The organism is Erythrobacter sp. RANMB8 (assembly GCF_056848235.1).
In genome coordinates, this window is record NZ_JBREHG010000005.1 from 52,148 (window position 1) to 77,829 (window position 25,682).

Genomic DNA, 25,682 nt, shown 5'->3' on the forward strand with positions numbered 1-25,682 from the left:
GGGCTGCGGCAAGGCGGCCGCTCCGGAAGGGGCGGCCCTTCTATTTTCAACGGAGATTCCCCCCATGGCGACCAAGGATCAGCCCAAGCCGCTGATGCCGCATGCCACCGCAACCTGGCTGGTGGACAACACCGCGCTCTCGTTCGAGCAGATTGCCGAGTTCTGCGGCCTCCACATCCTCGAAGTGCAGGCGATGGCCGATGATCTTGCGGGCAGCAAGTATACCGGCCGCGATCCGGTGCACTCGGGCGAGCTGACGCAAGCCGAAATCGAAAAGGGTCAGGAAGACCCGTCCTATTCGCTGCGGATGCACAAGGCGCCGGTCGAAGTGACCCGCACCAAGGGACCGCGCTACACCCCCGTGTCGAAGCGGCAGGACAAGCCCGATGGCATCGCCTGGATCCTGCGCAACCACCCCGAAGTGTCGGACGCGCAGATCGGCAAGCTGATCGGCACCACCCGCAACACAATCGGCGCGATTCGCGACCGCAGCCACTGGAACATCCAGAACATCACCCCCAAGGATCCGGTGACCCTCGGCCTGTGCTCGCAGCGCGAGCTTGATGCGATGGTGGCCAAGGCCGCCAAGCGCGCCGGCGTGACCGAGGATGCCGACGCACCGGTCAAGGCCGAGCGCAATGACCGCGAAAAGCTGATCGAGGAACTGCGCGCCGAACGCGATGCGCAGGTCAAGGCTGCTGGCGAAGCCGCACAGGAAGCCGAAGCCGAAGCATGGCTCGCCCGCAAGCGCGAAGCCGAAGCTGCCGAGGAAAAGATCGACCCCGAGAGCGGGTTCATCTGAGAGGCTGAGCAATATTAGGTTATCTCGTCGCCCCGTGCTTGACACGGGGCTTGGCTTTCTTGCTTTGCGTGCCCGCCTCCGCGGGCACGTCCTCGGTGCTGTTTCAAACCCTTCGGGCTTGAGCACCTACGGCTCGCGCGCTTGCGCTCGCGGCCCGTCCGTTGGCGGGCCGAAATTGCTCTATCCCCCATGCCCTTGGCCCGGATCCCGTATCGGTCAGGGAGTGACGGGATTTTGCTATTTGGCGTTTAGGCCCGCCCAGTTTCGCTTGTGCGCCGGATGATTGTCGGCCACAATTACTGACATGACTGTCAGTAGCCCCGCCTATCACCACCCCACTCCCTCCGGCACCCGCTTCGCGCCGCAGAGCCTGCCCGCGATGTTCGCGGCCACCACTCGCGCCAATCCGGGTGCGCCGTTCCTGCATTTCCTCGGGCGGACTTACAGCTACAAGCAGATCCATGCGCAGGCGCAGGCCTTTGCGCTGGGGCTGACCGAAATCGGCATCCGCAAGGGCGACCGCGTCGGCCTGTTCCTGCCCAATGTCCCGATCTACGCCGCCGCTTACTACGGCGCGATGATGGCGGGCGCGGTGGTGGTGAACTTCTCGCCGCTCTATTCGGTCGAGGAGCTGAGCTGGCAGGTCGGCGATTCCGGCACGCGGGTGCTGGTGACGGTCGATGTGCCCGAACTCTACAAGACCGCGCACAAGGTGCTGGAAGGTTCCGCGCTGGAAACGCTGGTGGTGGGCAGCCTTGCCGACCAGCTTCCGTGGTTCAAGGGCGTTGCCCTGCAACTGCTGAAGCGCAGCCAGATTGCCGATGTGGCTTTCGGGCCAAGCGTGAAGAGCTGGGTCGAAATGACCCCGCATGGCGCGCCGCCGCAGGTGGAAGTCACCCCCGCCGATCTCGCGCTGCTGCAATATACCGGCGGCACCACCGGGCGGCCCAAGGGGGCGATGCTGGGGCATGACCAGCTTTCGGTGAACGCCCAGCAGGTCGCCGCGATCAATCCTTTCGGCGATCCGGCGGGCGAGGTGTTCATGGGGGCGCTGCCGTTCTTCCATGTCTTCGCCAACACCGCGCTGCTCAATCACGCGATGGTCACCGGCGCCTCGATCGCGATGGTGCCGCGGTTCGAGACCGCGCAGGTGCTCGCGACGATCCAGAAATACCGCTGCACCGGCTTTCCCGGCGTGCCGACGATGTTCCAGGCGATGCTCGATCACCCCGATCTGGCCAAGACCGATCTTTCCAGCCTCAAGGTCTGCATCTCCGGCGGTGCGCCGATGCCTGCGCCCGTGCACCTCAGGTTCGAGGAGGTCACCGGCGTGCGGGTGTGCGAGGGCTATGGCCTGACGGAGAGTTCGGGCGTGGTCTCGGCCAATCCCTATGAAGGCACCCGCAAGCGCGGCACCATCGGCCAGCTGGTGCCGGGGACCGAAGTGATCCTGCTCGACAAGGGCGACCCGTCGCAACTCGCTCCTGAAGGCGAGCCGGGCGAGCTGGCCGTGTGCGGCCCGCAGATCATGCGCGGTTACTGGCAGCGCCCCGAAAGCGATGCCGAGACCTTCGTCGAGCGCGATGGCAAGCGTTACCTGCGCACCGGCGATGTGGCGCGGATCGACGCGGACGGCTTCCTCGAGATCGTCGACCGCATCAAGGACATGATCGCGGTGGGCGGCTTCAAGGTCTTCCCCAGCGTGGTCGAGGACGTGATCCTCGAACATCCGGCGGTGAAGGAGGCGCTGGTGATCGGCGTGCCGGAAGAATACCGCGGCGAGGTGCCACGCGCCTATGTCACGCTGAACGAAGGCGCCGCGGCCACGGCTGAGGAACTGGCGAGCTGGCTCAACGCCCGCATCGGCAAGCACGAACGGGTCGATCAGGTGGTGATCCGCGAAAGCCTGCCCAAGACGATGATTGGCAAGCTGGACCGCAAAACGCTGCGCGCAGAGGTGCTCTAGGTGTGCCCTTTAGGTCGCGCCAGACCCCCTCTAGACCCGGTTTAGGCCGCGTTTAGGCTGTGGCCGCCCAATGTTTCACGTGAAACATTGGCGGCAAAAGGCTTACTCGGCCGCCTCGACGCTGGTCGGCACGGCCTTGACCGGCTGGCGGGCGTTGGGGGCAAAGCGCCCGTCAACCTGCGCGCCCTGTTCGATGGTCAGCGCGTCATAATGCACATCGCCTTCGATCACCGCGCTCTTGAGGATCACCAGTTCCCGCGCGGTGATCGACCCCTTGACCTTGCCGGCAAGGCGGGCGCTTTCGGCCACCACCGCGCCATTGAGGCTGCTCTTCTCGCCCTGCACCAGCGCAGCGCACTTGATGTCGCCTTCGATCGTGCCGTCGATATGCAGATCGGCCGAGGCAGTGATGTTGCCGGTGATCACGACATCCGCGCCAATCACCGAAAAGGTCGAACCGGAAGCCATGCTGCTGCTCCTGTTAACGGGCCGGGGCGAGGGTTGCGGCGCGGTCTGGTCGCCCGCTGCGGACTTCCTTGAGAACATCGGGGGCGGCCTCCAGAAACGGGCGCGGATTGACCGCGCGATCATTGATGCGGACTTCGAAGTGCAGGTGCGGGCCGGTGGAACGCCCGGTGTTGCCGAGCCCGCCGATGGTCGCCCCGGCAGCGATCGGCTGGCCGACCTTCACCCCGATGCGCGACAAGTGGGCGTAGCGGGTCAACATTCCGTTACCGTGCGTGATCTCGATCGCCTGGCCATAGCCCGATTTCCATCCGGCAAAGGTCACGCGGCCATCGGCAGCGGCGAAGATCGGCGAACCTGTGGCGCCCTTGAAATCGATCCCGGCATGCATCGCCCCGCGCCCGTTGAAGGGATCGCGGCGATAGCCGAAGCCGGAGGTGATGTTCTCGACACTCGCGGGAACCACCTGCGGGATGCCGTCCAGCGCACGCTCCAGCACCGCCATGCGCGCAAGGCTGAGGCCGAGGCGCTCGAACCGCGGGTCGATGTCTTCGCCCTCGCCGAGAATCGCCTCGAACGGACCACCCATGGCCTCTTGCGTCTGGCGGCTGAGAAACTTGGGATCGAGGTTCAGCTTGCGCATCGCAGCCTCGGCACGGCGGGCGCGGGCATCGGCGAAGCGGGTGAGGCGTTCCACGAAAGCGAGCTGGCGGGCCTCGATCTCGGCGAGGCCGCGGGCTTGCGGGATCAGCGCGCTGACTTTCTTTACGGTCTCGCTGGCTTCGGCGGTGGAATCGGTAACGGTGCCGCTGGCCGCGCCTTCGGCGACCATGTCCTCGGGCAGCATCCGCGCCATTTCTTCAAGGAATTCCTGCCGTTCCTGCAGATCATCGACGACCTTGTCGAGATTGCCGCCATAGGCGTTGAGCCGTTCGCGCGCGGTGGCGACGCGGGCTTTTTCCTCGGCGAAAGAGGCGAGATCGGCCTCGGCACGATATTGCCCCCAGGCCATCACCGCGAGCGACACGAGCCACACCAGCGCCAGCGCAACCGCGCCTGCGGCGACGCGCATCTGGAGCTTCGAGGAGATCTTGATGAAGCGCACCTGACCATCGGCACGCATGAAGAACTCGCGGTCGGGGAACCACTGGCGCAGCCGGTCGCCCCACTTCAATGCGGTATTGGTGTCTGACAAGCGCGGCCCCGATGTATGTTATATTCGACCCCGCAGCGCCGGTATCAGCACCCCTGCCCCCGGTCGAATCCCGCTTTTGCCAGTGCAGGTGAAACGAAGCGGATTCGCGGTGAGTTGTGCAATCGTTCACAGGTGTTGCACTGCGGGGTTCTACCGAGGCCGGATTTACCGCCGCGCAGCAGCGAATCGCTTGCGCTGACAGCATCGGACAGCGGTGCTAAGGCGCGGGGCATGACTGCCTCCCATGCCCCTCTTGCGCCGGTCGATTCGGTCGATCCTGTCGCGCTCGTTAATGGTCTTGCCACGGCGGCGCGGCAGGCCCAGCGCCGCCTTGCAGGCCTGCCGGGCGAGGCCCGCGCGGGTGCGCTGCACCTTGCCGCACAGGCGCTGCGCGATGCCATTCCGGCAGTGATTGCCGCCAACGCGCAGGATCTTGCCGCAGGCGAGGCGCGGGGGCTTTCGGGCGCGATGCTCGACCGGCTGCGGCTCGATGAATCGCGCCTTTCGGCCATTGCCGATGCGGTTGATGCGGTGGCCGGTCTGCCCGATCCGACGGGGCAGGTGATCGATTCGTCCGAGCGGCCCAACGGCTTGAAACTCCGCCGGATTCGCGTGCCCATCGGGGTGATCGGGATCATCTATGAAAGCCGCCCGAACGTGACCGCCGATGCCGCCGCGCTGTGCGTGCGGGCCGGCAATGCAGCGCTGCTGCGCGGGGGGAGCGAGGCGGTGCATTCGAACCATGCCATCCACGCCGCGCTGACCCAAGGGCTGGTCGCGGGCGGGGTTCCGGCAGAGGCGGTGCAACTGATCCCGACGCAGGACCGCGCTGCGGTGGGCGCGATGCTGGCGGCAGCAGGGCTGATCGACATGATCGTGCCCCGCGGCGGCAAGAGCCTCGTCGCCCGCGTGCAGGCCGATGCCCGCGTGCCGGTGCTCGCCCACCTTGACGGCATCTGCCACACTTATGTCCACGCCGCCGCCGATCCCGACATGGCGGTGTCGCTCGCGCTCAATGCCAAGCTGCGCCGCACCGGCATCTGCGGCGCGATGGAGACGCTGCTGATCGATTCGGCGTTTCCGCAAGGCCCCGCGCTGGTCGCCGCGCTGCTCGACAAGGGCTGCGAGGTGCGCGGCGACGGGCGGGCGCAGGCGCTTGACCCCCGCGTGATTCCGGCGAGCGCGAATGACTGGGACACCGAATATCTCGATGCGATCCTGTCGGTCGCGGTGGTCGACGGGCTGGACGCGGCGCTGGCGCATATCGCCCGCCATTCCTCGGCCCATACCGACGTGATCGTCACCGCCGATGCTGCCGTTGCCGAACGCTTCCTTGCCGAAGTCGACAGCGCCATCGTGATGCACAACGCCTCCTCGCAATTCGCCGACGGGGGCGAATTCGGCCTCGGCGCGGAGATCGGCATTGCCACCGGACGCCTGCACGCCCGCGGCCCCGTCGCGCTTGAAGGGCTGACGACCTACAAGTGGCAGGTGCGCGGGCAGGGGCAGGCGCGGCCCTGACAGCCTTGAATTTGCCCGCCACCTATACCGGCCTCCTGGGCGGCAGTTTCAACCCCGCGCACGGCGGGCACCGGCGCATCAGCCTGTTTGCGGCCTCGGCGCTCGGGCTGGACGAGGTGTGGTGGCTGGTCTCCCCCGGCAATCCGCTGAAGCCGAAGGCGGGCATGGCACCGCTCGCCGCCCGGCTGCGATCCGCGCAGATCGAGGCCCGCCGCGCGCCGATCGTGCCCACCGCGATCGAGCGTGCGCTGGGCACCCGCTACACCGTCGATACCCTCGCAAAGCTCGTGCGGCGCTATCCGAAGCGGCGGTTCGTGTGGCTGATGGGAGCCGATAACCTCGCCGAATTCCACCGCTGGAAAGACTGGCGCCGGATCGCCCGGACAATGCCGATTGCGGTTATCGCCCGCCCCGGCTATGATGCAGGCGCCATGACGAGCCCCGCCATGGCCTGGTTCAGGCGCTATCGTGTGCCTGCTGCCAGTATTCGGAAACGGGGGCAATGGAGCGCACCGGCCCTGGTGTTATTGCGTTTCGATCCGGATCACCGCTCGGCCACGGCCATCCGCCGTGCCAATGCCGGGTGGGCCGAAGCTTTGCTTGGCCCGGATGGAAATGTGCCGGTTCGTGATCAGCTGACATTCCGCAGCATCCGCCCGGGCGAGCCCGCATGAGGCGCTGTCGCAGCGCTTCGGCACGCCCGCCCGCCGGACTGCGTGCTGCCGCTTTCCATCGCCCCGAAGTCTGGAGATACCCGATTGCCGATTACCGAGGCATTTGTTGCATCCATTCCGCTCGCTCCGGCCCAGGCCGCGGCGAATGCGGCCCAATCGCTTGTGCGCACTGAGATGGGCAGCGACACGCTGCACCAGCTGGTGCTCAAGCAGCTTGATGACGATCAGGCGCAGGAAATCGTCACGATTCCGCTCGAAGGCAAAAGCTCGATCGCCGATCACATGGTGATCGCCAGCGGCCGTTCGACGCGGCAGGTCGCCTCGATGGCGCAGAAGCTGGCCGAAGAGATCAAGAAAGCCGGGTTCGGCCATGCGCGGGTCGAAGGCCTGCCCGCTGCCGACTGGGTGCTGATCGACGCCGGCGACGTGGTGGTGCACCTGTTCCGCCCCGAAGTGCGCAGCTTCTACAACCTTGAACGCATGTGGTCGTTCGAGGGGTCGGAAACGTCGATGGCCGGCAGGAATTAGTTTGTTTTGCGCTCGCCCCTCCGGGCGAGCGTCCTCAGTGATTTTTGTGTTCCGCAGCCCATCCGGGCTGCGAAATCCTCGCTCACGCGGCCTGAAGGCCGCATCGCTGCGGGCGGCCGGTCGGCCTTGCGGGCCTGCGGCCCGTTCCAGTCCGTTTCATCGGGGTTGTTCCTATCCTCCTCCACATCATCGCGCGCGGGAAGATTGGCCGGTCGCCGGAGGGCGAGCTGGTGGAGCGTTATGCCAAGCGCCTGACCTGGCCCTGCAAGATCACCGAATGGCCCGATACCGGCGCGGGCAAGGTGGGTGAGGCGCTCACCCCCTGCCGCACCGTGCTGCTCGATGAACGCGGCAAGGCCATGACGTCAGAGGATTTCGCCGCCCTGCTCGGTCGCTGGCGCGATGACGGCGTGCGCGAGACGCGCTTCATGCTCGGCGCGGCGGACGGGCATTCCGAGGCGGAGCGCGCCTCGGCCGATCTGCTGCTCGCCTTCGGCCCTGCCACCTGGCCGCACATGCTCGCCCGCGCCATGCTGCTGGAGCAGCTCTACCGTGCCACCACGATTCTTGCAGGCCACCCCTATCATCGGGCAGGATAGCTGCCGATGAACCGTGCGATCAGCCTTGCCGTCATTGCCGCATCCGTAACGGCGGGCCTGCTCGCCGTGCTGCCCGTCGTCCGGGCGCAGAGCGCGGTGCAGCTGATCGAGCCGGACGAGGCCGAAGCCGCGCTCGCCCGCGCCACCCGCGAAAGCCGCCGCGCCGAAGCCCGTGCCGCCCGCCTCACCGGCGAGGCCGAAGCCGCCACCGAAGCCGCGCAGCGCACCGCCAGCGAAGCCGCCGCGCTCGCCGCCCGGATCCAGCAGGCCGAAGCCGATATCGAAGCCGCCCGCGCCCGCTATTCCATCGCCCGCAGCCAGCGCGCCGCGCTTGCCGCCCGGCTGGCGGAAAAGCAGGAGCCGACAGCGCGGCTCGCCGCAGCCTTGCAGACCGCCGCCCGCCGCCCGCTGGCCCTGTCCGCCTTGCAGCCCGGCTCGCTGAAAGATGTGGTGCACGTGCGCGCCGTGCTCGACAGCGCGGTGCCGCAGATCCGCCAGCGCACCGCCGTGCTGCGCAGCGAACTCGACCGCGGTCGGGCGCTGGAGCAGCAGGCGGCCGCCTCGCTCGACCAGCTGCGTGAGAGCGAAGGGGCCTTGCGCGAACGCCGCCAGAGCCTCGCCGCGCTGGAAACCCGCCAGCGCATTGCCTCGCGCACGGCCCGCGGGGCGGCGCTGCGCGAGGCCGAGCGGGCGCTGGCACTGGCCGAGGAAGCCCGCGATCTCGACGGGCTGGTCGACCGGCTCGACGAGGTGGCCGCCCTGCGCCGCGATCTGGCGGCCTTTCCGGGGCCGGTGCTGCGTCCGGCAGACCTTTCTGCCGATCTGCCTGCTATCCCCGATGGCATACCCTCGCCCGCCGCCAGCGCGCCGCCGCCGCGTGATTTCCAGCTGCCGGTGCAGGGACGCACCCTTGTGGGGTTCGGGGCGAAGCGCGACAGCGGGCTGGCCAGCACCGGGCTGACGCTGGCACCGGTCAAGGGCGCGCAGGTTGTGGCGCCCGGGCGCGGACGGATCGCCTTTGCCGGGGCCTATCGCGGCTTCGGACGAATCGTGATTATCGAGCACGATGGCGGCTGGACCAGCCTCGTCACCGGCCTTGCGCGGGTCGATGCCGCGGTCGGCGACAGCGTAATCGGCGGCAGCCCGGTGGGCATCGCCGATGGCGGCGAACTGCCCGTGACAATCGAATTGCGCCGTGCCGGAGAGCCGGTCAACCCGCTGCAATTCCTGCGCTAAGTCGCACGCAGCCGGTGAAAAACCGGCGGATTCTGTCGCAGCATGGCACGCGTTGCGTTGCCGTCACCTCTCATCTGGCGTTCAGCCTTGCGAACCTATACACTCGGCCCCCGAAGGAGCCTCTCGCACCCATGAAAATCGCCGCTCTCCTACGCAGCGCCGCTCTTGTCACCGCTGTCGCGCTGATCCCAGCCACCACCGCCACCATGGCGCAGGTCGATGGCCGCGCCGGCCCCGAATTTGCCAAGCTGTTCGCGGTGTTCCAGCGGGTGAAGGCCAGCTATGTCGAGCCGGTCGAGGATGAAAAGCTGATCCGCGGCGCGATCGACGGGATGCTGGCGGCGCTCGATCCGCATTCGGCCTATCTCGACGGGGGCGATTTGCAGCGCCTCGAAACCATGATCGACGGGCAATATTCGGGTCTTGGCCTCTCGGTCGTGCTGGAAGACGGCGCGGTGAAGGTGATTTCCCCGTTCAAGGGCAGCCCTGCCGATGGCGCGGGGATCAAGGCGGGCGATTTCATCACGCACCTCGATGGCAAGTTGATCTATGGCGGCAGCCTTGATGATGCCGTGGCGCAGATGCGCGGGCCTTCGGGCACGTCGATCCGGCTGACCATTTTCCGCCCCGGGCGCGACGAGCCGCTCGAAGTCGATGTCACCCGCGGCGTGATCGAGCTTGAGCCGGTGACCTATGAGCTGGCGGCTGGCGGGATCGGGATGATTTCGGTCAACGAATTCTCGGCCAATGTCGGCGCGGATGTCTATGCTGCCTGGCAGGCGATCAAGAAGCAGGCGCCGGGCGGGCGGGTGAACGGGCTGGTGCTCGACCTGCGCAACAATCCGGGCGGGAGCCTCGATGAATCGGTGGCGCTGTCCGACCTGTTCCTCAGCGATGGCCGGATCGTCAGCCAGCGCGGGCGGGCACGGGGCGAAACGATGCTCTACGATGCCGAATCGGTCTATCGCGGCGACATGGCCGAAGGTGTGCCGATGATCGTGCTGATCAACGCGGGCTCGGCCTCGGCCAGCGAGATTGTCGCCGGAGCGTTGCAGGATCACCGCCGCGCGCTGATCATGGGCGAACGCAGCTTCGGCAAGGGTTCGGTGCAGTCGCTACTGCCGCTCGGCACCGATGCCGCGCTGAAGCTGACGACGGCGCGCTATTTCACGCCCTCGGGCAAATCGGTGCAGGAAGGCGGGATCAAGCCCGACATTGCCGTGCCGCAGATTTCCGACCCCGATTTCCTCCTCCGCGCCAAGTATCAGACCCGCGAAAGCGACCTGCGCGGCCACCTGATCAACGAGCTCGGGATCAAGGACGAGGAAATGGAAGCGGACAAGATCGCCGATCCGCGCTTCCAGCTGACCGCGGCCCAGCTGGAGGAACAGGGCGTCAAGGACTTCCAGCTGCACTACGCGATGGAAACCCTGCGCCGCACCACCCGCAGCACGGTGGCGCTGCGCCCGGCGAAGCGCTAGGGCATCAGCCATGGATAATCCGGCCAAGGCGCGGTGGCTTGCCGTGCTCGTCCCTGCTGGCTTGCTCGGCGGGGCCTATATCGCGCAATATGTGTTCGGCCTGCCGCCGTGCGAAATGTGCTGGTGGCAGCGCTATCCGCATTTCGCCGCACTCGGCATCGGGGTGCTGGCGTTTTTCCTGAAGCCGCCGCAGGTGTGGACCGCGCTGGCGGGGCTGGCGATCCTCACCTCCGGCCTGATCGGCGGGTTTCATGCCGGCGTCGAATATGGCTGGTGGGAAGGGATTACCGGCTGTTCCACCCTGCCGTCCAATATCGACGTGATGGACCCGGCCGCCGCACCGCTGATCCGCTGCGATGTCGCCCCCTGGACGCTGTTCGGCGTTTCGCTGGCGGGGTTCAATTTCCTGATTTCGGGCATCGCCGGTGCAGCCATTGTGGCGCTGTCCGCGTATAGGAAGTAAGCCGCAGGCGAAGGAGCAGACGATGCAGCGCGAAGAACTCCACCGCATGATCCGCGTCGATCAGGCCGGCGAATTCGGTGCGACGCGGATTTATGAAGGCCAGCTTGCCGTGATGGGCGATCGCGGGCCGCATTCCGCCGAAATCCGCCACATGGCCGCGCAAGAGGCAGAGCACCGCGCCAAGTTCGATGCCCTGCTGGCCAAGCGCGGCGTGCGCCCCACGGCGCTGCATCCGTTCTGGTCGGTCGCGGGATACGCGCTGGGCGCGGGCACGGCATTGCTCGGCCCCGAAGCCGCGATGGCCTGCACCGCGGCGGTCGAGACCGAGATCGACAAGCACTATTCCGAACAGCTCGAAAAGCTGGCGGAAAGCGGGGCCGATCCCGAACTCGCCGAAATGATCGAGGCCTTCCGCGAGGATGAGCGCGAACACCGCGACGCGGCACTCGCCAACGGCGCCGAACGCGCACCCGCATATCCGCTGCTGTCCGGCGCCATCCGCCTCGGCTGCCGGATCGCGATCAAGGTGAGTGAGAGGATTTAGTTTTTCGCACCCGCCTCCGCGGGTGCGTCCTCGGCGCTATTCCTTCGCTTCGCTACGGGCGCCTGCGGGCGGCCTTGCAGGTGTGCTTCGCACGTCTGCGCCTTCAGCTTCGACTCCGCCCTTGCGGTCGCTGCGCGACCGGGGCCTACCTCCATAACTTCCCTCACAAACTCCAATACACCAGTTCGCCCGGCAGCGCGTCGCGATCGAGCGCGCTCTTGACGTCCACCAGCACCCCGCCTTCGCGCACCCGCGCCACCAGATCGGCGGGGTTGGCGAGGAAATGGCTGTGGCTGACCGCCAGCACCAGCGCATCGAGCTGGGTCAGGTCTTCGGGCGGACTGAGGGTGATGCCGTATTCGCGCTGCGCCTCGCCGGCGTCGGCCAGCGGATCGCTGACCAGCGCATCAATGCCATATTCGCGCAGTTCGGCGAGGATGTCGGGCACCTTGGAATTGCGGATATCGGGCACGTCTTCCTTGAAGGTCAGTCCCATGACGCCAACCCGCGCACGGCAGGGCGACACGCCATTGCCGATCAGCAGCTTCACCACCTTCTGCGCGATCGCCTGCCCCATGCTGTCATTGATCCGCCGTCCGGCAAGGATCACTTCGGGCCGGTAGCCGAGCCTTTCCGCCGCTGCCGTCAGGTAGAACGGATCGACCCCGATGCAGTGCCCGCCAACGAGGCCGGGGGTGAAGGGCAGGAAGTTCCACTTCGTCCCCGCTGCGGCGAGCACATCACGCGTGGGAATATCCATCCGGTCGAAGATCAGCGCGATTTCGTTCATCAGCGCGATGTTGAGATCGCGCTGGGTGTTCTCGATCACCTTGGCAGCCTCGGCCACCCTGATCGAGGGCGCCTCGTGCAGCCCCGCATCGACAATCGCGCCGTAGACGCTGCGCATCCGGGCGATGGCAGCGGGGCTATCGGCGGCGATGATCTTGATGATCGTCTCCAGCCGGTGGACATGATCACCCGGATTGATCCGTTCCGGACTGTAGCCGAGTGCAAAGTCGCGTCCCTGTTCCAGGCCTGAATGCGCCGCCAGCCACGGCCCGCAGATATCTTCGGTCACGCCCGGGAAAACGGTCGATTCGAACACCACCAGCGCGCCCTTCGACAGGCGCGGGCCGATGGTTGCGCAGGCCTTCTCCAACGGTGTGAGGTCGGGGCGGCGCTCGTCGGTGATCGGGGTCGGCACGGTGACGATGATCATGCCGGCGCCTTCCAGCACCGCCGGATCATCCGAGACGGCAAGGCCGCATGACGTCAGCCGTTCGCCGGCGATTTCGCGGGTGCTGTCGTGGCCGGCCTGCAATTCGGCCACGCGGGCAGCGGAAATATCGAACCCGGTCACTTTTACGCCCGCGCCGCCCAGCCTTTCGGCCAGCGCCACCGCGACCGGCAGGCCGACATAGCCAAGTCCCACAACTGCAATCATTTTATCCATGCGCGTCCGCGTAGCAGCGCAGGACTCAATTTTTCGCTAACCATGCGCTGTGTGCTTGCAGGCCGGGCTTCACCCGCGGTTCAGCCCTGCGGGCCTAGACAAGCTGGTCGAAGACAGGGCATGGCATTGCCATCCGCCGCGCCCGCAAAAGGATCACCCGCGATGAAGCACCTGCTCGCCCCCGCAACCGCCCTGCTCGCCGCGCTTGCTGCCGCCAGCCCCGCTGCTGCACAGAGCGCCAACGAGAAGATCAACATGGTGATCGCCTATGATGCGTCCGAATGCCCGGTCGCCAAGGAAGGCGAAGTGGTGGTCTGCGAAATTCTGGTCGAGGCCGAGCGGTATCGCATCCCCTCCAACCTGCGTTACAGCGACAATCCGCAGAACAAGGCCTGGGCGAACCGGGTCGAGGAAATCAAGTATGTCGGCGATTTCGGCGCGATGAGCTGCTCGCCCGCGGGCGCGGGCGGCTTCACCGGCTGCACCCAGAAGTTCGTCGAGGCCGCCTACAAGGACCGCGCCGAGGCGGACAATGTGCGTTTTGCCAAGCTGATCGAGGCCGCCCGCGCCGAACGTCTCTCCACCATCGATGCCGAGGCTGCTGCCGAACAGGAGCGGGTCGAGATGATCGAGCGCGAATACATGCAGCGGCTCGAGAAGGAACGTCAGGCCGAACTTCCGGGCGAAGGCGCGCTGCCTCCGCCCAAGTAAGCCCGCCTATACGCCGTAGTAATCCCGGTACCACGCCACAAACCGCGCCACGCCCTCGCGGAACGGGGTTTGCGGCGCATATCCGGTCAGCGAGTGGAGCAGCGAGGCATCGGCCCATGTCGCGGGCACATCGCCCGGCTGGATCGGCATGAAGTTCTTCACCGCCGCGCGCCCGCATTCGGCCTCGATCGCCTCGACGAAATCCATCAGCCGCACCTTGTCGCCATTGCCGATATTGACCACCCGGAACGGCGCGACGGGCGAAAGACTGTCTCCGGGTGCAATGTCCTCCGGGGTTTCGGGCCGCACCGGCGCGGCGTCGACCAGCAGGCGGATGCCACGCACAAGATCGGTCACATAGGTGAAATCGCGGTACATCTCGCCGTCATTGTAGATGTCGATCGGGGTGCCTTCGAGGATGCCGCGGGTGAACTTGAACAGCGCCATGTCCGGCCGCCCCCACGGGCCATAGACCGTGAAGAAGCGGAACATCGTGGTCGGCAGGTTCCAGAGGTGGGCATAGGAATGCGCCATCGCCTCGTTGGCCTTTTTGGTGGCGGCGTAGAGCGTCAGCGGCGTATCGACCTTCTGCCCTTCGTCGAACGGCATCTCGGTGTTCGCGCCATAGACTGACGATGTGGACGCCATCAGCAGATGATCCACGCCCAACTCGCGGGCGCATTCCATCACGTTGAAGGTGCCGATCAGATTGGCGTCGATATAGGCGCGCGGGTTTTCGAGGCTGTAGCGCACCCCCGCCTGCGCCGCGAGGTGGACGATCACATCGGGCTTCTCCGCCAGCGCGAGGGCATGGAGGCGTTCGAAATCCTCCAGCATTCCCTCGGTGCAGGTGAAATGGGGGTGTTGCAGCAGCATCTGGTGGCGGCGCTGCTTGATCCGCACGTCGTAATAGTCGGTCATCCCGTCATAGCCGATGACGCGGAAGCCCTCCTCCAGCAGCAGCTGCGAGAGGTGGAAGCCGATGAATCCGGCCGAGCCGGTGACAAGAACGGTGCGCATCGGGCCCTATTGCTGGCCAATGGCTGGCGATGCAATCGGATTGGCGCGGGCCGATTGCCGGGCGCGGGCACTTTTTGCTTGTCTGTCCAGCGATCTGCGTGGATTGCAGGCGCAACAGAGCAGCGGCGGGCCAGACGGGCCTGTGCACTCGGCGGCAACAGGCATGGGCAATCCGGCGATTCATCCCCAGCATCCCCGACGATCCGGCAACGTGCTGCGGCGCGGGCGGCTGGTCGTGCCGGTGCTGGCGGCGCTGATTGCGGGAACGCTGGCGCAGGCGCAGACGGCCACCAATCAGCCGGCCTATGGCCCGGTCGCAGGGCCGGACAGCACCGAACCCGTGCAGGCCGTGCCGCAGGGCATTCCCCCGGCGCTCGCGCAGCTTGCCGATCAGGCGCTGGATGACAACCCGCAGGTCATCGCCAGCCGCGCCGCGCTGGCGGTGTCCGAGGCCGATCTCGATGCGGCACGCTGGCTGCGCTATCCCAGCCTTCAGGCCGAGGCGCTGGCCGCGACGCGGGGCTCGAACGTTGCCGATCGTGACGGGCTGGCGATCAATGTCGCGCTGGAACAGCCGCTGTGGGCGGGCGGGGCGATCGACAGCCAGATCGAATCCGCTCGCGGCTTGCGCGATGCCAGTGCCGAAGGCCTGCGCGAGGCGCGGTTCGGCCTGCTTTCGGGATTGATCGAGGCATGGTTCGGCGCGCTGCGGGCTGACGAGCGCGCCCGTGCGCTGGAAGCGGGGCTCGCCGATCACCGCGCGCTGGTCGCCTCGATCGAGCGGCGGGTGGCGCAGGAAGTCTCGCCGCTCGCCGATCTTACGCTGGCGCGTTCGCGCACCACCCAGCTGGAAATCGAACTGGCGGCAGTGATCGAGGCGGGCGACAATGCCCGGCTTCGCCTGCGCGAGCTGGCGGGCGTCGTGCCGGATGCGATTGCCCTGCCGGACGCGGCGATCTTCGCTTCGGTCCCGCCCGAGGGATTGGCCTATGACGAAATGGCCGCCTGCGCGCCCGCTTTCGGGCGCCTGAAGCACGAAATCGCTTCCGCCGAAGCCGATGTGCGCGGGGCCAAGGGGGCGCTGTGGCCGCGGCTGCTGCTTCAGCTGTCGCAGAACGAGATCACCGGAGCGCGTGCGGCATTGGTGGTACGCGCCCAGACCGGCAATGGCCTGTCGCGCTTTTCCGCGGTCGACCGGGCCGAAGCGCGGGTCGATCAGACAATCGCCCGGCTTGGCGCTGCCGACCGCGAGTTGCGGGCGCGGCTTGCCAATGAATATGTCGCCTTGCGCTCCAACCGCGCTCAGGCCGAGGCGGGAGCCTATGCCAGCAGCGCGGCGGCCGATTTGCAGGCCAGCTACCAGCGCCAGTTCGTCGCCGGGCGGCGCAGCTGGCTGGATGTGCTCAACGCCGCCCGCGAAGTCACCTCGGCGCGGATCGGCGAGAGCGATGCACGGGTGAATGCGGCGGCCAGCGCGACGCGCATCCTGGCCCTGTCTTGCCGCTGGCGTCCGGCGGGGCTTTAGAGCAAGTAGGCGCTGATGGGGTCCGAACTTCTTGCCGCGATCGAACGCTATGCCGATGCGTCGGGCCGCGCCTTGCCGCCCGGCTGGGCGAGCGGTTGCGATGCCGATGCCCTGCCCGAAGGCGTGGCGGCGCTCGAGGCCTTGCGCTCGGCGCTCGGCTGGGAGCCTCCGCAGGCGTTGGCGGGCCGCCCGCGTCCGGACGAATTTCCCGCGCTGGTGCACGATGCCGCGCAGGGCTGGCAGGTCGCCCAGCAATGGATCGGCGAGGATGAATTCGCGCTCGCAGGCGGTGGCAGCCTTGCCTTCAGCGCCTATGACCAGAGCTTCTACCGGCTCGACTGGCCCGACCCGTCGGGCGAGCGCGAAGCCAGCGCCTTCCGGATCTTCGTCCGCGCCATCGCCCGCCGCAAGAGCCCGCTGCTGCTGGCGGGGCTGGCGACGGTGTTCGCCAATATCCTGACGCTGGCCGTGTCGCTCTATGCGATGCAGCTTTATGACCGGGTGATCCCGCTCGCGAGCTTTTCGACGCTGGCGGTGCTGACCGTGGGCGTGCTGTTCGCGCTGCTGCTCGATCTGGCGCTGCGGGCCTTGCGCGGCGTGCTGATCGAGGCCGAGGCGCAGGCGATCGACCGCGAGGTTTCCGAGTTCTTCTTCGCCCGTACGCAGGCGATCCGGCTGGATGCGCGGCCCGGCGGGATCGGGACGATGGCAGCGCAGATCCAGGGGCAGGAACAGATCCGGCAGGTGATGTCGGCCAGCTCGCTGTTCGTGATGACCGATCTGCCGTTTGCGCTGCTGTTTATCGTCGTGGTGCTGGGCATCGGCGGGCCGCTGGCGCTGGTGCCGGTGATCAGCTTCCCGATCGCCATCGGCATGGCGCTGCTGTTCGCCCGGATCATCCGCACCAGTGCCGAACGCGCGCAGGTGACCGGCACGCGCAAGAACGGCTTGCTGGTCGAGATGCTCGATGCCTCGGAGACGCTGAAGGCCAATCTCGGCGGCTGGCACATGCTGGCGCGCTGGAACCGGCTGATCCGCGAGATCCATTTCTACGACGACCCGGTGAAGCGCGCCTCGGCCGTTTCGGGTGCGCTGTTTTCGACCATGCAGCAGGTCACCTATACGGCCGTGCTGGCCTTCGGGGCCTATCTCGCGGCGACGGGAGAGATCACCACCGGCGCGTTGCTGGCCTGTTCGATCATCGTCGGGCGCATCAACGGGCCGCTGATCGCGCAGTTGCCCGGCCTGATCGTGCAATGGGGCTATGCCCGCTCCTCGTTGAAGGGGCTGGACATGCTGATGCAATATCCGGTCGAGAAAACCGCCTCGCGCGGGGGGCTGCGGCCGGGGCGGCTGGCGGGGCCGCTGGTGCTCAGCGATGTGCGCTTTGCCTATCGCGGGGGGCCGGATGTGCTTTCGGTCGATCGGCTGCGGATCAATCCGGGCGAGAAGGTGGCGATTCTCGGCGGGGTCGGTGCGGGCAAGTCGACGCTGCTGCGGCTGCTGGCGGGGCTTTACTCCCCCACCGGCGGCACGATCACGCTGGGCGGGCTCGATCTGTCGCAGATCGCCGAGGAAACGGTGCGCCGCAATGTCGGCTATCTTTCGCAATCTGCGCGGCTGGTGCGCGGCACCTTGCGCGAAAGCCTGACGATGGGGCTGGGCGCTGTCAGCGATGACGAATTGATCCGCGTCGGTCAGGCCACCGGACTGGAGGCGCTGTTTGCGGGCGGCCAGCGCGGGCTCGATGCCGAGTTGCAGGAAGGCGGCGCAGGGCTTTCGGGCGGGCAGCGGGCGTTGGTGGCGCTCAACCGCCTGATCCACGCCGCACCGGCGATCTGGCTGCTCGACGAGCCCACCGCCGCGCTTGATGCGGCGAGCGAGAAGGCGGTGCTCGACACGCTCGACGCCAGTTTCGGCAAGGATGCCATCGTCGTCATGGCGACCCACAAGCTGCCGCTGATCGAACGCTTTGACCGGGTGATGGTGATGGCCCGCGGGACGGTTGTCAGCAATGAAACGAAAGAGGAATTCCTGCGCAAGATCAGGGATATGTCAGCGCAGGCACGGCCCGCTGGCGAGGGGCTGGTGAGCACCCGGATCAACGCGGGGGGCACTCCATGAACCGCATCATGCGCCCGTCAGGGCTGATCATCGTATCGATCTGCGCCGCGATCCTCGGTTTTATCGGCTGGTCCTTGTGGGCCGAGCTTGACCAGGTCGCCCGTGCGCCGGGTCGGGTGGTCCCGTTTGCGCGGGTGCAGGTGGTGCAGAGCGAACAGGACGGCGCGATTGCCCGCATCGCGGTGCGCGAAGGGGCGCGGGTCAAGGCGGGCGATTTGCTGATCGCGCTCGATACCGTGCAGCTCGAAGCTGCCGTGCGAGAGGCGCGGGTCAAGGTGGCCGCGCTGGAAAGCCGGATGGCGCGCATCAGTGCCGAATTGTACCAGCGCCCGCTCAGCTTCCCCGCATCGCTGGCGGATTTCCCCGAATTCACCGCCAACCAGCGCCAGCTGTTCACCCAGCGCCGCGCCAGCATCGATGGCGAGATTGCCACCCTGCGCAATCTGGCGCGGCTGCAGCAGCAGGAGCTCGATCTCAACCTGCCGCTGCTCGATACCGGCGATGTCGCCCGGTCCGAGATCATCGCCATGCGCCAGCGCGTGGTCGAGACCGAGGGGCGCATCTCGAACCTGCGGGCGCAATATGTGCGCGATTTGCAGGACGAGTTCACCTCGACCGAGGAACAGCTTGCCGCCGCCCGCGAACAGCTGGCCCGCGCCGAGGACAGTCTCGCCGCCGCATCGCTCACCGCGCCGACGGACGGGATCGTCAAGAACGTGCGCATCACCACCATCGGCGGCGTTGTGCGGGCGGGCGAGGAGGTGCTCCAGATCGTGCCCGCCGGGCAGAAGCTGATCGTCGAATCCCGCGTATCCCCGCGCGACATCGCCTTTGTGAAGGTCGGCCAGACAGCGCGGGTCAATTTCGATGCCTATGATAGTGCAATCTATGGCTCGGCCACGGGCAAGGTGGTGTTCGTCAGCCCCGACACCATCGTCGAAACCGCACAGGACGGCTCGTCCGAGGCCTATTACCGCGTCAATCTCGAAGTCGACCTCGCCACGATGGTAAAAGGGGCAGGCAGCGTCGCGGTCGATCTGCAACCGGGGATGACGACCAGCGCCGAAATCCTGACCGGCAAATCGACCGTGTGGAATTACCTTACCAAGCCGATTTTCAAGACCGTGTCCGAGAGCATGCAGGAGCAATAGGGCACGACGATTTTATACTATCCCAACCGCTTGAATGCCATTAAAAATGCTGGGGGGCCGCCAGGGAATCTCTCTGGTCAATACCAGAGGAATGACGATGGCGACGATTAACGGCACCCCCGGCGATGACGTGATCACCGGCACGCCCGAAGGTGACACCATTAATGGCGGCGATGGCAATGATACCATTACCGACAGCGGCCCGGGTGTCACGGTCATCAACGGCGATGCGGGCAATGACACGATCCGCTACCGCGATTTCGCCAATGGCCTGCTGAACGCCAACATCACCATTAACGGCGGCACCGGCAACGACACGGTGTTCTTCGACAGCCTGCATCTGGACGCGGCGAGCCGGGTCACGATCACGCTGGGCGATGGCAATGATGTGCTGCACATCGGCACGGCCACGCGGTTTGACGACCGGCCGTTCTGGTTCAGTTACGGCTATAGCCGCCCGTTCAGCATCAACCTTGGCACGGGGTCCGATGCGCTGGTGCTGGGCTATTATCTCGGCCGCGCCATCGGCTCGGCCTTCGAGGATTTCGACATCGGCGGCGCAGGCGTGCTGCGGGTGACAGGCTTCTCCGCCGGTGCCAGCGGCGATGTGATCAATCTTGGCGACATGATGTTCGGCCTATTCCCCGATTTCGACGCGGGGCTGTGGGATGGCACGCGCAATCCCTTCGCGGGCGGGTTCCTGCGGTTGGTGCAGGTCGGCAACGACGTGGTGCTGCGGTTCGACAGCAACGGCCTCGCAGACACCAGTCCGGCGATCGAGCGCGAAATCCTGCGGCTGGTCAATGTGCAGGCGTCAAACCTCGTGGCGGCCAATTTCGGCGGTTATGATCCGTCCGGCGCGGCACTGGCTTCGGTGACGCTCGACGGCACGGCGGGCAACGACGTGCTGCGGGGGACGGCGGCGCGCAACACCATCAACGGGCTGGGCGGGGATGACATCATCATCGGTTCGGCCACGCCCGATATCATCGACGGCGGGATCGGCAATGACACGATCTCCGGCGGGTTCGGCGACGACACCATCAATGGCGGTGACGGCAATGATGTGATCGATGGCGGCGCGGGCAATGACACCATCAATGGCGGCGCGGGCAACGACACCATCGACGGCGGCATCGGCGATGACGTGATCGATGGCGGCGATGGTGACGATATCATCACCGACAATCTCGGCGACGACATCATTCGCGGCGGTGCGGGCAATGACCGCATCACCAGCGATCGCCCGGCCTTCCCCTGGCTCGACCAGCAGACCGAGCCGCGCGGCGCCGAAACCGTGGTGATCGTGGCGGGTGACGGCAATGACGAGGTGATCTTCCGCGTCAACGGCGGGCAGGTCGGCTTCAACCTGTTCGAATCGCCCACCACGCTGACAGTCGATCTGGGCGCGGGCGATGATGCCTTCACCTTCGGCGGGCTGGGCACCTTTGCCACCATCACCACCGGCACGGGCCGCGACCGGATCACGATCGAGACGTTCGGCTTTGCCATCACCATCACCGATTTCCAGACCGGCACCAATGGCGATGTGGTCAATCTGGTGCCGTTTGTCGGCCCCTATATCGAATTCGATTTCTCGGTGAATCCCTTCTCCACCGGCGTGCTGCAACTGCAACAGAACGGCACTTCGGTGGAATTGTGGTTCGATCAGGACGGCACCAGCGGCTTTGCCCCGCGCGAATTGCTGATCACCTTCCAGAACACCACACTGTCCGCGTTCAACGCGAGCAATTTCCTGGGCCTGTCGCCCGATGGCTCACCGGTGCCGCCCACCACAGTCACCGGCACCAGCGGCGATGATACGCTGCTGGGCACGCTTGGCCCTGACGCGCTCAACGGGCTGGGCGGCAACGACATTCTGCTTGGCTTCGAAGGCAACGACATTCTCGACGGCGGTGACGGGAATGACCGGCTCGAAGGCGGATCGGGCAATGACCGGCTGATCGGCGGCGCGGGTGACGATACGCTGATCATCACCAATGGCTCGGACACCGCGCTCGGCGGCGCGGGCCGCGATCTGATCATCCATGATGGTGTGACCGGCAGCATGGACACGATCATCATCGATGCCGGGGCCGATGATGACACGGTCGAACTGCGTTCGCTGCTGTTCTTCCAGGATGGCTCGCACCGGCACGATGTCAGCCTCGGCGACGGGAACGACCGGCTGCTGGTCACCAATATCGGCACCCGCGGCCTTAACGCCAGCCTTGGCGCGGGCAGCGATTATGTCTGGCTCAGCCCGGCGCTGGCAGGCGCGCTGGTGCAGGGCAACATGGTCATCACCGACTTCCAGGCCGGTGCGGGCGGCGATGTGCTCGATCTGGCCGATTACGCCAATATCTTCTTCGAAGGGCAGCCGGGCGCGGTGCGGCTGTTGCAGGTCGGCAATGATGTGGTGGTGCAGATGCGCCGTCCGATTGCCAGCCTCTATGAAGGCATTCTGGTGCTCGAGAATGTGCTCGCCACCGATTTCGTGTTTTCGAACCTCAACATCGCCTTCACCACCGCGACGGTCTCCGCCAATCCGACGCAGGTGCAGCCCTCGCTCGTGCCCGAACCGGTGCTGCCCACGGTCACCACCGCAGTGCCGCAGACGCTTTATCGCACCACGCCGGTCACGGTCGGCGCGAACGAGGTCTATTACGCCTTCGATGCGACCTTCGTGCCCGGAGAGTTCCGCAATCTCGGCGTGTTCCTCGTCGCGGGCGATGCTGCCTTCGTCAACAACGGCACCATCTGGAACGAGATGTGGACCGCGCCCTTCGTGTCCGACACAATGGGCGTGTTTGCAGGCGGCAGCTTTGAAAACAACGGGCTGATCTACACCGAAGTGCAGGCCGGCATTGCGCTGGGCGCGGGCTATATCGGTGGCAACGGGATCAACCGCGGCGACATTATCGCCCGGACCGGACTGGAAGGCCCGGCCATCGCGATCCGCACCGAAGCGCAGATCAACTTCGAGAATCTCGGCCTGCTCGCCGCGCAAAGCTATGCCAGCGAGGCGATCGGGGTCGAATTCATCAACGGCGGCCAGTTCATCAACCGCGCAGGCGGCGAGATCATTGTTGAAGGCATCGAGGCGATCGGCGTGCGCTTCGGCCGTGGCCTGCGTTTCCGCGACGGCTTCGAAATCGTCAACCAAGGGCTGATCCGCGCAATCTCGCTCGATCCCGATCAATTGTCGGTCGGGCTCGATCTGTCGCATCTTTTGATCGAAACGATGCGGGTGCAGAACAGCGGCACGATCATCGCCGATCTCGCGATCGTCACCAACCCGTTCTTCGTCGCCCCGCCGCAGCTGGCGCGTGAGGAAATCACCAACACCGCCACGGGCCGGATCGAAGGGATCATCGCCCTGTCGCTCGGCGATGACCTGCTGGTCAATCAGGGCACCATCGTCGGCGATGTCTATATGGGCTTTGGCGCCGATGTGGTCGATATGACCGGCGGGCGCTGGAGCGGCGACATCATCAGCCTCGATTTCGGGAATGACCGGTTTCTCGGATCGCTCGACGCCGATTTCGTCAGCGGCGGCTTCGGCGATGACGAGCTGCGCGGGGCGGAAGGCAATGATCTGCTGATCGGCAACCGCGGCGACGATATCCTGATCGGCGGTGCGGGCAATGACGGGCTCTATGGCGAATACGGCAACGACACGCTGACGCTGCAAGGCGGCGACCGCGCGTTCGGCGGCACGCAGGACGATACCTTCATCCTCACCGATTACACTTTTGCCGAAGCACGGGGCGAGCAGGGCTTCGATACGCTGGTGCTGGCTCAGGCGGCGGCGCGGATCTTCGATCTGTCAGCCGCGCTGGCGAGCGGGCGGCTGTCCGGATTCGAGCGGATCGAGCTGGGCGGGTCACACGGCCTGGTGGTGCGTGCCGGCGATGTGGCCGGGCTGAGCGATGTCAACAACACGCTGGTCGTCAGCGAGACGGCGGCGGGGGCCTCGGTCAGGCTGCTCGGCAGCTGGGCGACAGGGGCGCAGCAGCAGTTGGGCGGGCAGACGTTCAATACCTACACCCTCGGCAACGAGACCGTGCTGGTGCTGTCCGCAATCGAGGTGACGGTGGGCGGTTCGGCCCCGGCCAATGCACGCGGGCTGGATGCGGTGGCGGGCGGGGCAGCCGCACCGCGTGCCGGCGACAGCCCCGGCACGGCCCGCGATCTTCCGGTCACCGTTGCCAACGGCTTCCCGATCTTCGAGGATTTCGTGGTCGCCCCGTGGGACATCTGGACGTCGGACAACGGCAATCTCGTCTTCATCCCGCAGCCGGGGTTCAATACCGACCTCGAAAACTTCGGTGTGATCATCAGCGAAACGCTGGTTCCTGACGCCGGCGGTGCCGCGGCGATCCAGCTGGAAAGCCGCAACAACCTGCTCAACGAAGGCTATGTCGGCGCCATCGCCAACCAGATCGGCAATGCGATTACGGTGCTTGTGATCGGCATCGGGCGGGTGGCGAACAACAATCTGATCGAGGCGATTGCCGATCAGGGCCGCGCCATTGCGGTGGTGACAGGAACCTCCGAAACTTTCGATCTGCCCGCGCTGGTCAATACCGGCGAGATTTACGCCGAATCGACGGCGGGTGAAGCGATTGCGGTCTATGATCGCAATGCCGATTCGATCACGAATTCAGGCAATATCCTCGCACTCGGCGCGACCGCGGCCACCGCGGTGCTGGTCGACCAGTCGAACACCATCTTCACCAACACCGGCAATGTCATCGCCCGGACTTCCAACGAGGCGGCAAACGCGATTGCCTTCGACATCTTTTTCAGCGGTCAGCTTGAAGTGATCAACAGCGGTAGGATCGATGGCAGCGATTTTGCCTTCCGTGCGATCAATATCAGCAATCCGAGCTTTGTGACTGTCACCAACAACGGCGATATCTTCGGCGACTTCCTGCTGACCGGCAGCGCCAACACGATCACCAACGCCGGTTATATCGAGGGTGACATCACCTTCGGCAATTTCGCCGATGTCTATGATGGTGCGGGCGGCACGCATAACGGGGTGGTGCGCGGCGGCGGCGGCAATGACCAGTTGCGCGGCACCGAAGGCACAGACCGCTTGTTCGGCGATAGCGGCGCAGACACCTTGCTCGGGCGGGGCGGCGTCGATTTCCTCACCGGCGGCCTTGGCAATGACGTGATCAACGGCGGCAGCAACGTCGATACCGCGATCGTGCGCGGCCTGCGTTCGCAATATACCGTGACCCAGACCTCGACCGGCGTGTTCCGCGTGGTCGGGCCGGACGGTACCGATACGCTGACTGCAATCGAATTCCTGCAATTCGACGACCAGACCATCCGCCTGCTGCCGGGCACGGGGGTGAGCGTCAATTTCAACACCGCCGATCCCTCGATTTACCAGACCGCCATGAACGCGATCCGCGATTTCGACGGGAACGCGCTCGGCGGCAACGGATCGTGGCTGCGCATCGGGCAGGCCGACGTGAATGGCGATGGCGACATCGACCAGATCCTTGTGAACCGCGCTATCGGACGCTTTGCCACCGTCGGCACCGCGCCGGACGGGCTGGTTTACTTCGCCGACCACGGCTGGGCGGGCGAGACGCGCGTGGCCGGCATCTATATCGATCCGCTGGTGGCGGCAGGGATCGTGCAGGCGGGCGGCCCGAATGACAGCCAGCGCCGCTTCCAGAACGATCTCCAGATCGAGAACATCAACCGCGTGCTGGGTGCCGACGACTACGATAATGACGGGCTGCAGGAGGTCTACTTCGCCCTCACTGACGGCACGGCGTTCCTTCGGGCGATCATGGAGTTCGACGGGAACATCCGTTACGCCAACTACCAGAGCCAGCAGGAGGTCATCGATTACCTCACCGCCAACGGCTTCGGGCCGGAGACCTATGCGGGATGGTTCGGCAATGGCAGCAGCAGCGGCGAGGCGGCGCTGGGCGCGGATCAATCGCTCACGGCACAGGACGCAGGCGGACGCGGGGCGATAGGCGCACCGGCGGCAGATATTCTCGCAGGTCTCGGCGACCCCGCGCTTGCCCCGCACAACCAACTCACCGGCCGGTTCATGGAGCAAACCTATCGCGCCGAATTCGTCTGACACGGGGTTCTACGTTCCGCGTTAATCCCTAATCGAGGCGCAGGCCCTTGAATTCAGCGGCTTTCCAAGCCAACGAAGCGTCAGGGTGGCGTTTTGCGGCCATGGG

At 66.1% G+C, this 25,682-nt stretch carries 19 protein-coding genes; 15 read left to right on the forward strand and 4 right to left on the reverse strand.

Features of this window, described 5'->3' with window-relative positions; translation table 11 throughout:
* The first annotated feature begins 64 nt into the window (after positions 1-64).
* Together ACU0AG_RS08925 and ACU0AG_RS08930 are read left to right on the forward strand one after the other, a co-directional pair.
* Positions 65-802: a DUF1013 domain-containing protein gene (locus ACU0AG_RS08925; RefSeq protein ID WP_482781925.1), complete on the forward strand. Its 738-nt coding sequence runs from the start codon at positions 65-67 to the stop codon at positions 800-802.
* A 304-nt stretch (positions 803-1,106) separates the two neighbouring features.
* The gene (locus ACU0AG_RS08930; protein WP_482781926.1) at positions 1,107-2,768 is read left to right on the forward strand and encodes an AMP-binding protein; all 1,662 of its coding nucleotides are present in this window, start codon (positions 1,107-1,109) and stop codon (positions 2,766-2,768) included.
* 102 nt (positions 2,769-2,870) lie between these two features.
* Here ACU0AG_RS08930 and ACU0AG_RS08935 read toward each other — a convergent pair whose 3' ends face one another.
* Both ACU0AG_RS08935 and ACU0AG_RS08940 read right to left on the reverse strand, forming a co-directional pair.
* Positions 2,871-3,236, reverse strand: a complete 366-nt coding sequence (locus ACU0AG_RS08935; RefSeq protein ID WP_482781927.1) for a bactofilin family protein — start codon at positions 3,234-3,236, stop codon at positions 2,871-2,873.
* A gap of 13 nt (positions 3,237-3,249) precedes the next feature.
* Complete coding sequence (locus tag ACU0AG_RS08940; RefSeq protein ID WP_482781928.1) at positions 3,250-4,428, reverse strand: peptidoglycan DD-metalloendopeptidase family protein; 1,179 nt, start codon at positions 4,426-4,428, stop codon at positions 3,250-3,252.
* Positions 4,429-4,659: 231 nt separating this feature from the next.
* On the opposite strand from ACU0AG_RS08940, the gene ACU0AG_RS08945 reads away from it, so the two are divergent.
* The 8 genes from ACU0AG_RS08945 to ACU0AG_RS08980 all read left to right on the forward strand — a co-directional run bounded on the left by ACU0AG_RS08945 (position 4,660) and on the right by ACU0AG_RS08980 (position 11,474).
* Positions 4,660-5,949 carry a glutamate-5-semialdehyde dehydrogenase gene (locus ACU0AG_RS08945; protein ID WP_482781929.1) on the forward strand — a complete coding sequence of 430 codons (1,290 nt, stop codon included), beginning with the start codon at positions 4,660-4,662 and terminating at the stop codon, positions 5,947-5,949.
* 11 nt (positions 5,950-5,960) lie between these two features.
* Positions 5,961-6,623, forward strand: coding sequence for a nicotinate-nucleotide adenylyltransferase (locus ACU0AG_RS08950; RefSeq protein WP_482781930.1), 663 nt, complete (start codon positions 5,961-5,963; stop codon positions 6,621-6,623).
* Positions 6,624-6,797: 174 nt separating this feature from the next.
* Entirely contained in the window at positions 6,798-7,151 is a 354-nt protein-coding gene (rsfS, locus tag ACU0AG_RS08955) for a ribosome silencing factor (protein ID WP_482782051.1), read from the forward strand.
* Between the two features lie 173 nt (positions 7,152-7,324).
* On the forward strand, positions 7,325-7,750 hold the full coding sequence (locus tag ACU0AG_RS08960; protein WP_482782052.1) for a 23S rRNA (pseudouridine(1915)-N(3))-methyltransferase RlmH: 426 nt from the start codon (positions 7,325-7,327) through the stop codon (positions 7,748-7,750).
* 6 nt (positions 7,751-7,756) lie between these two features.
* Entirely contained in the window at positions 7,757-8,986 is a 1,230-nt protein-coding gene (locus ACU0AG_RS08965; protein WP_482781931.1) for a murein hydrolase activator EnvC family protein, read from the forward strand.
* Positions 8,987-9,117: 131 nt separating this feature from the next.
* Entirely contained in the window at positions 9,118-10,467 is a 1,350-nt protein-coding gene (locus ACU0AG_RS08970; protein WP_482781932.1) for a S41 family peptidase, read from the forward strand.
* A gap of 10 nt (positions 10,468-10,477) precedes the next feature.
* The gene (locus ACU0AG_RS08975) at positions 10,478-10,930 is read left to right on the forward strand and encodes a disulfide bond formation protein B (RefSeq protein ID WP_482781933.1); all 453 of its coding nucleotides are present in this window, start codon (positions 10,478-10,480) and stop codon (positions 10,928-10,930) included.
* A gap of 22 nt (positions 10,931-10,952) precedes the next feature.
* On the forward strand, positions 10,953-11,474 hold the full coding sequence (locus ACU0AG_RS08980) for a demethoxyubiquinone hydroxylase family protein (RefSeq protein WP_482781934.1): 522 nt from the start codon (positions 10,953-10,955) through the stop codon (positions 11,472-11,474).
* A 163-nt stretch (positions 11,475-11,637) separates the two neighbouring features.
* On the opposite strand, the gene ACU0AG_RS08985 is transcribed toward ACU0AG_RS08980, so the two are convergent.
* On the reverse strand, positions 11,638-12,927 hold the full coding sequence (locus ACU0AG_RS08985; protein ID WP_482781935.1) for a nucleotide sugar dehydrogenase: 1,290 nt from the start codon (positions 12,925-12,927) through the stop codon (positions 11,638-11,640).
* A gap of 162 nt (positions 12,928-13,089) precedes the next feature.
* Between ACU0AG_RS08985 and ACU0AG_RS08990 the strand changes: the two genes are divergently transcribed.
* Positions 13,090-13,638 (forward strand): hypothetical protein, encoded by a 549-nt coding sequence (locus ACU0AG_RS08990; RefSeq protein ID WP_482781936.1) that lies wholly within the window; start codon positions 13,090-13,092, stop codon positions 13,636-13,638.
* Positions 13,639-13,644: 6 nt separating this feature from the next.
* Here ACU0AG_RS08990 and ACU0AG_RS08995 read toward each other — a convergent pair whose 3' ends face one another.
* The gene (locus ACU0AG_RS08995; protein WP_482781937.1) at positions 13,645-14,658 is read right to left on the reverse strand and encodes an NAD-dependent epimerase/dehydratase family protein; all 1,014 of its coding nucleotides are present in this window, start codon (positions 14,656-14,658) and stop codon (positions 13,645-13,647) included.
* A 163-nt stretch (positions 14,659-14,821) separates the two neighbouring features.
* On the opposite strand from ACU0AG_RS08995, the gene ACU0AG_RS09000 reads away from it, so the two are divergent.
* The 4 genes from ACU0AG_RS09000 to ACU0AG_RS09015 all read left to right on the forward strand — a co-directional run bounded on the left by ACU0AG_RS09000 (position 14,822) and on the right by ACU0AG_RS09015 (position 25,576).
* Positions 14,822-16,183, forward strand: a complete 1,362-nt coding sequence (locus tag ACU0AG_RS09000) for a TolC family protein (protein WP_482781938.1) — start codon at positions 14,822-14,824, stop codon at positions 16,181-16,183.
* A 15-nt stretch (positions 16,184-16,198) separates the two neighbouring features.
* A complete protein-coding gene (locus ACU0AG_RS09005) occupies positions 16,199-18,307 on the forward strand; it encodes an ATP-binding cassette domain-containing protein (RefSeq protein ID WP_482781939.1) in 2,109 nt (702 codons plus the stop codon).
* Complete coding sequence (locus ACU0AG_RS09010) at positions 18,304-19,458, forward strand: beta-barrel domain-containing protein (protein WP_482781940.1); 1,155 nt, start codon at positions 18,304-18,306, stop codon at positions 19,456-19,458. The genes ACU0AG_RS09005 and ACU0AG_RS09010 overlap by 4 nt, the downstream gene beginning before the upstream one ends.
* 97 nt (positions 19,459-19,555) lie before the next feature.
* Positions 19,556-25,576: a calcium-binding protein gene (locus ACU0AG_RS09015; protein ID WP_482781941.1), complete on the forward strand. Its 6,021-nt coding sequence runs from the start codon at positions 19,556-19,558 to the stop codon at positions 25,574-25,576.
* Positions 25,577-25,682 lie beyond the last annotated feature (106 nt).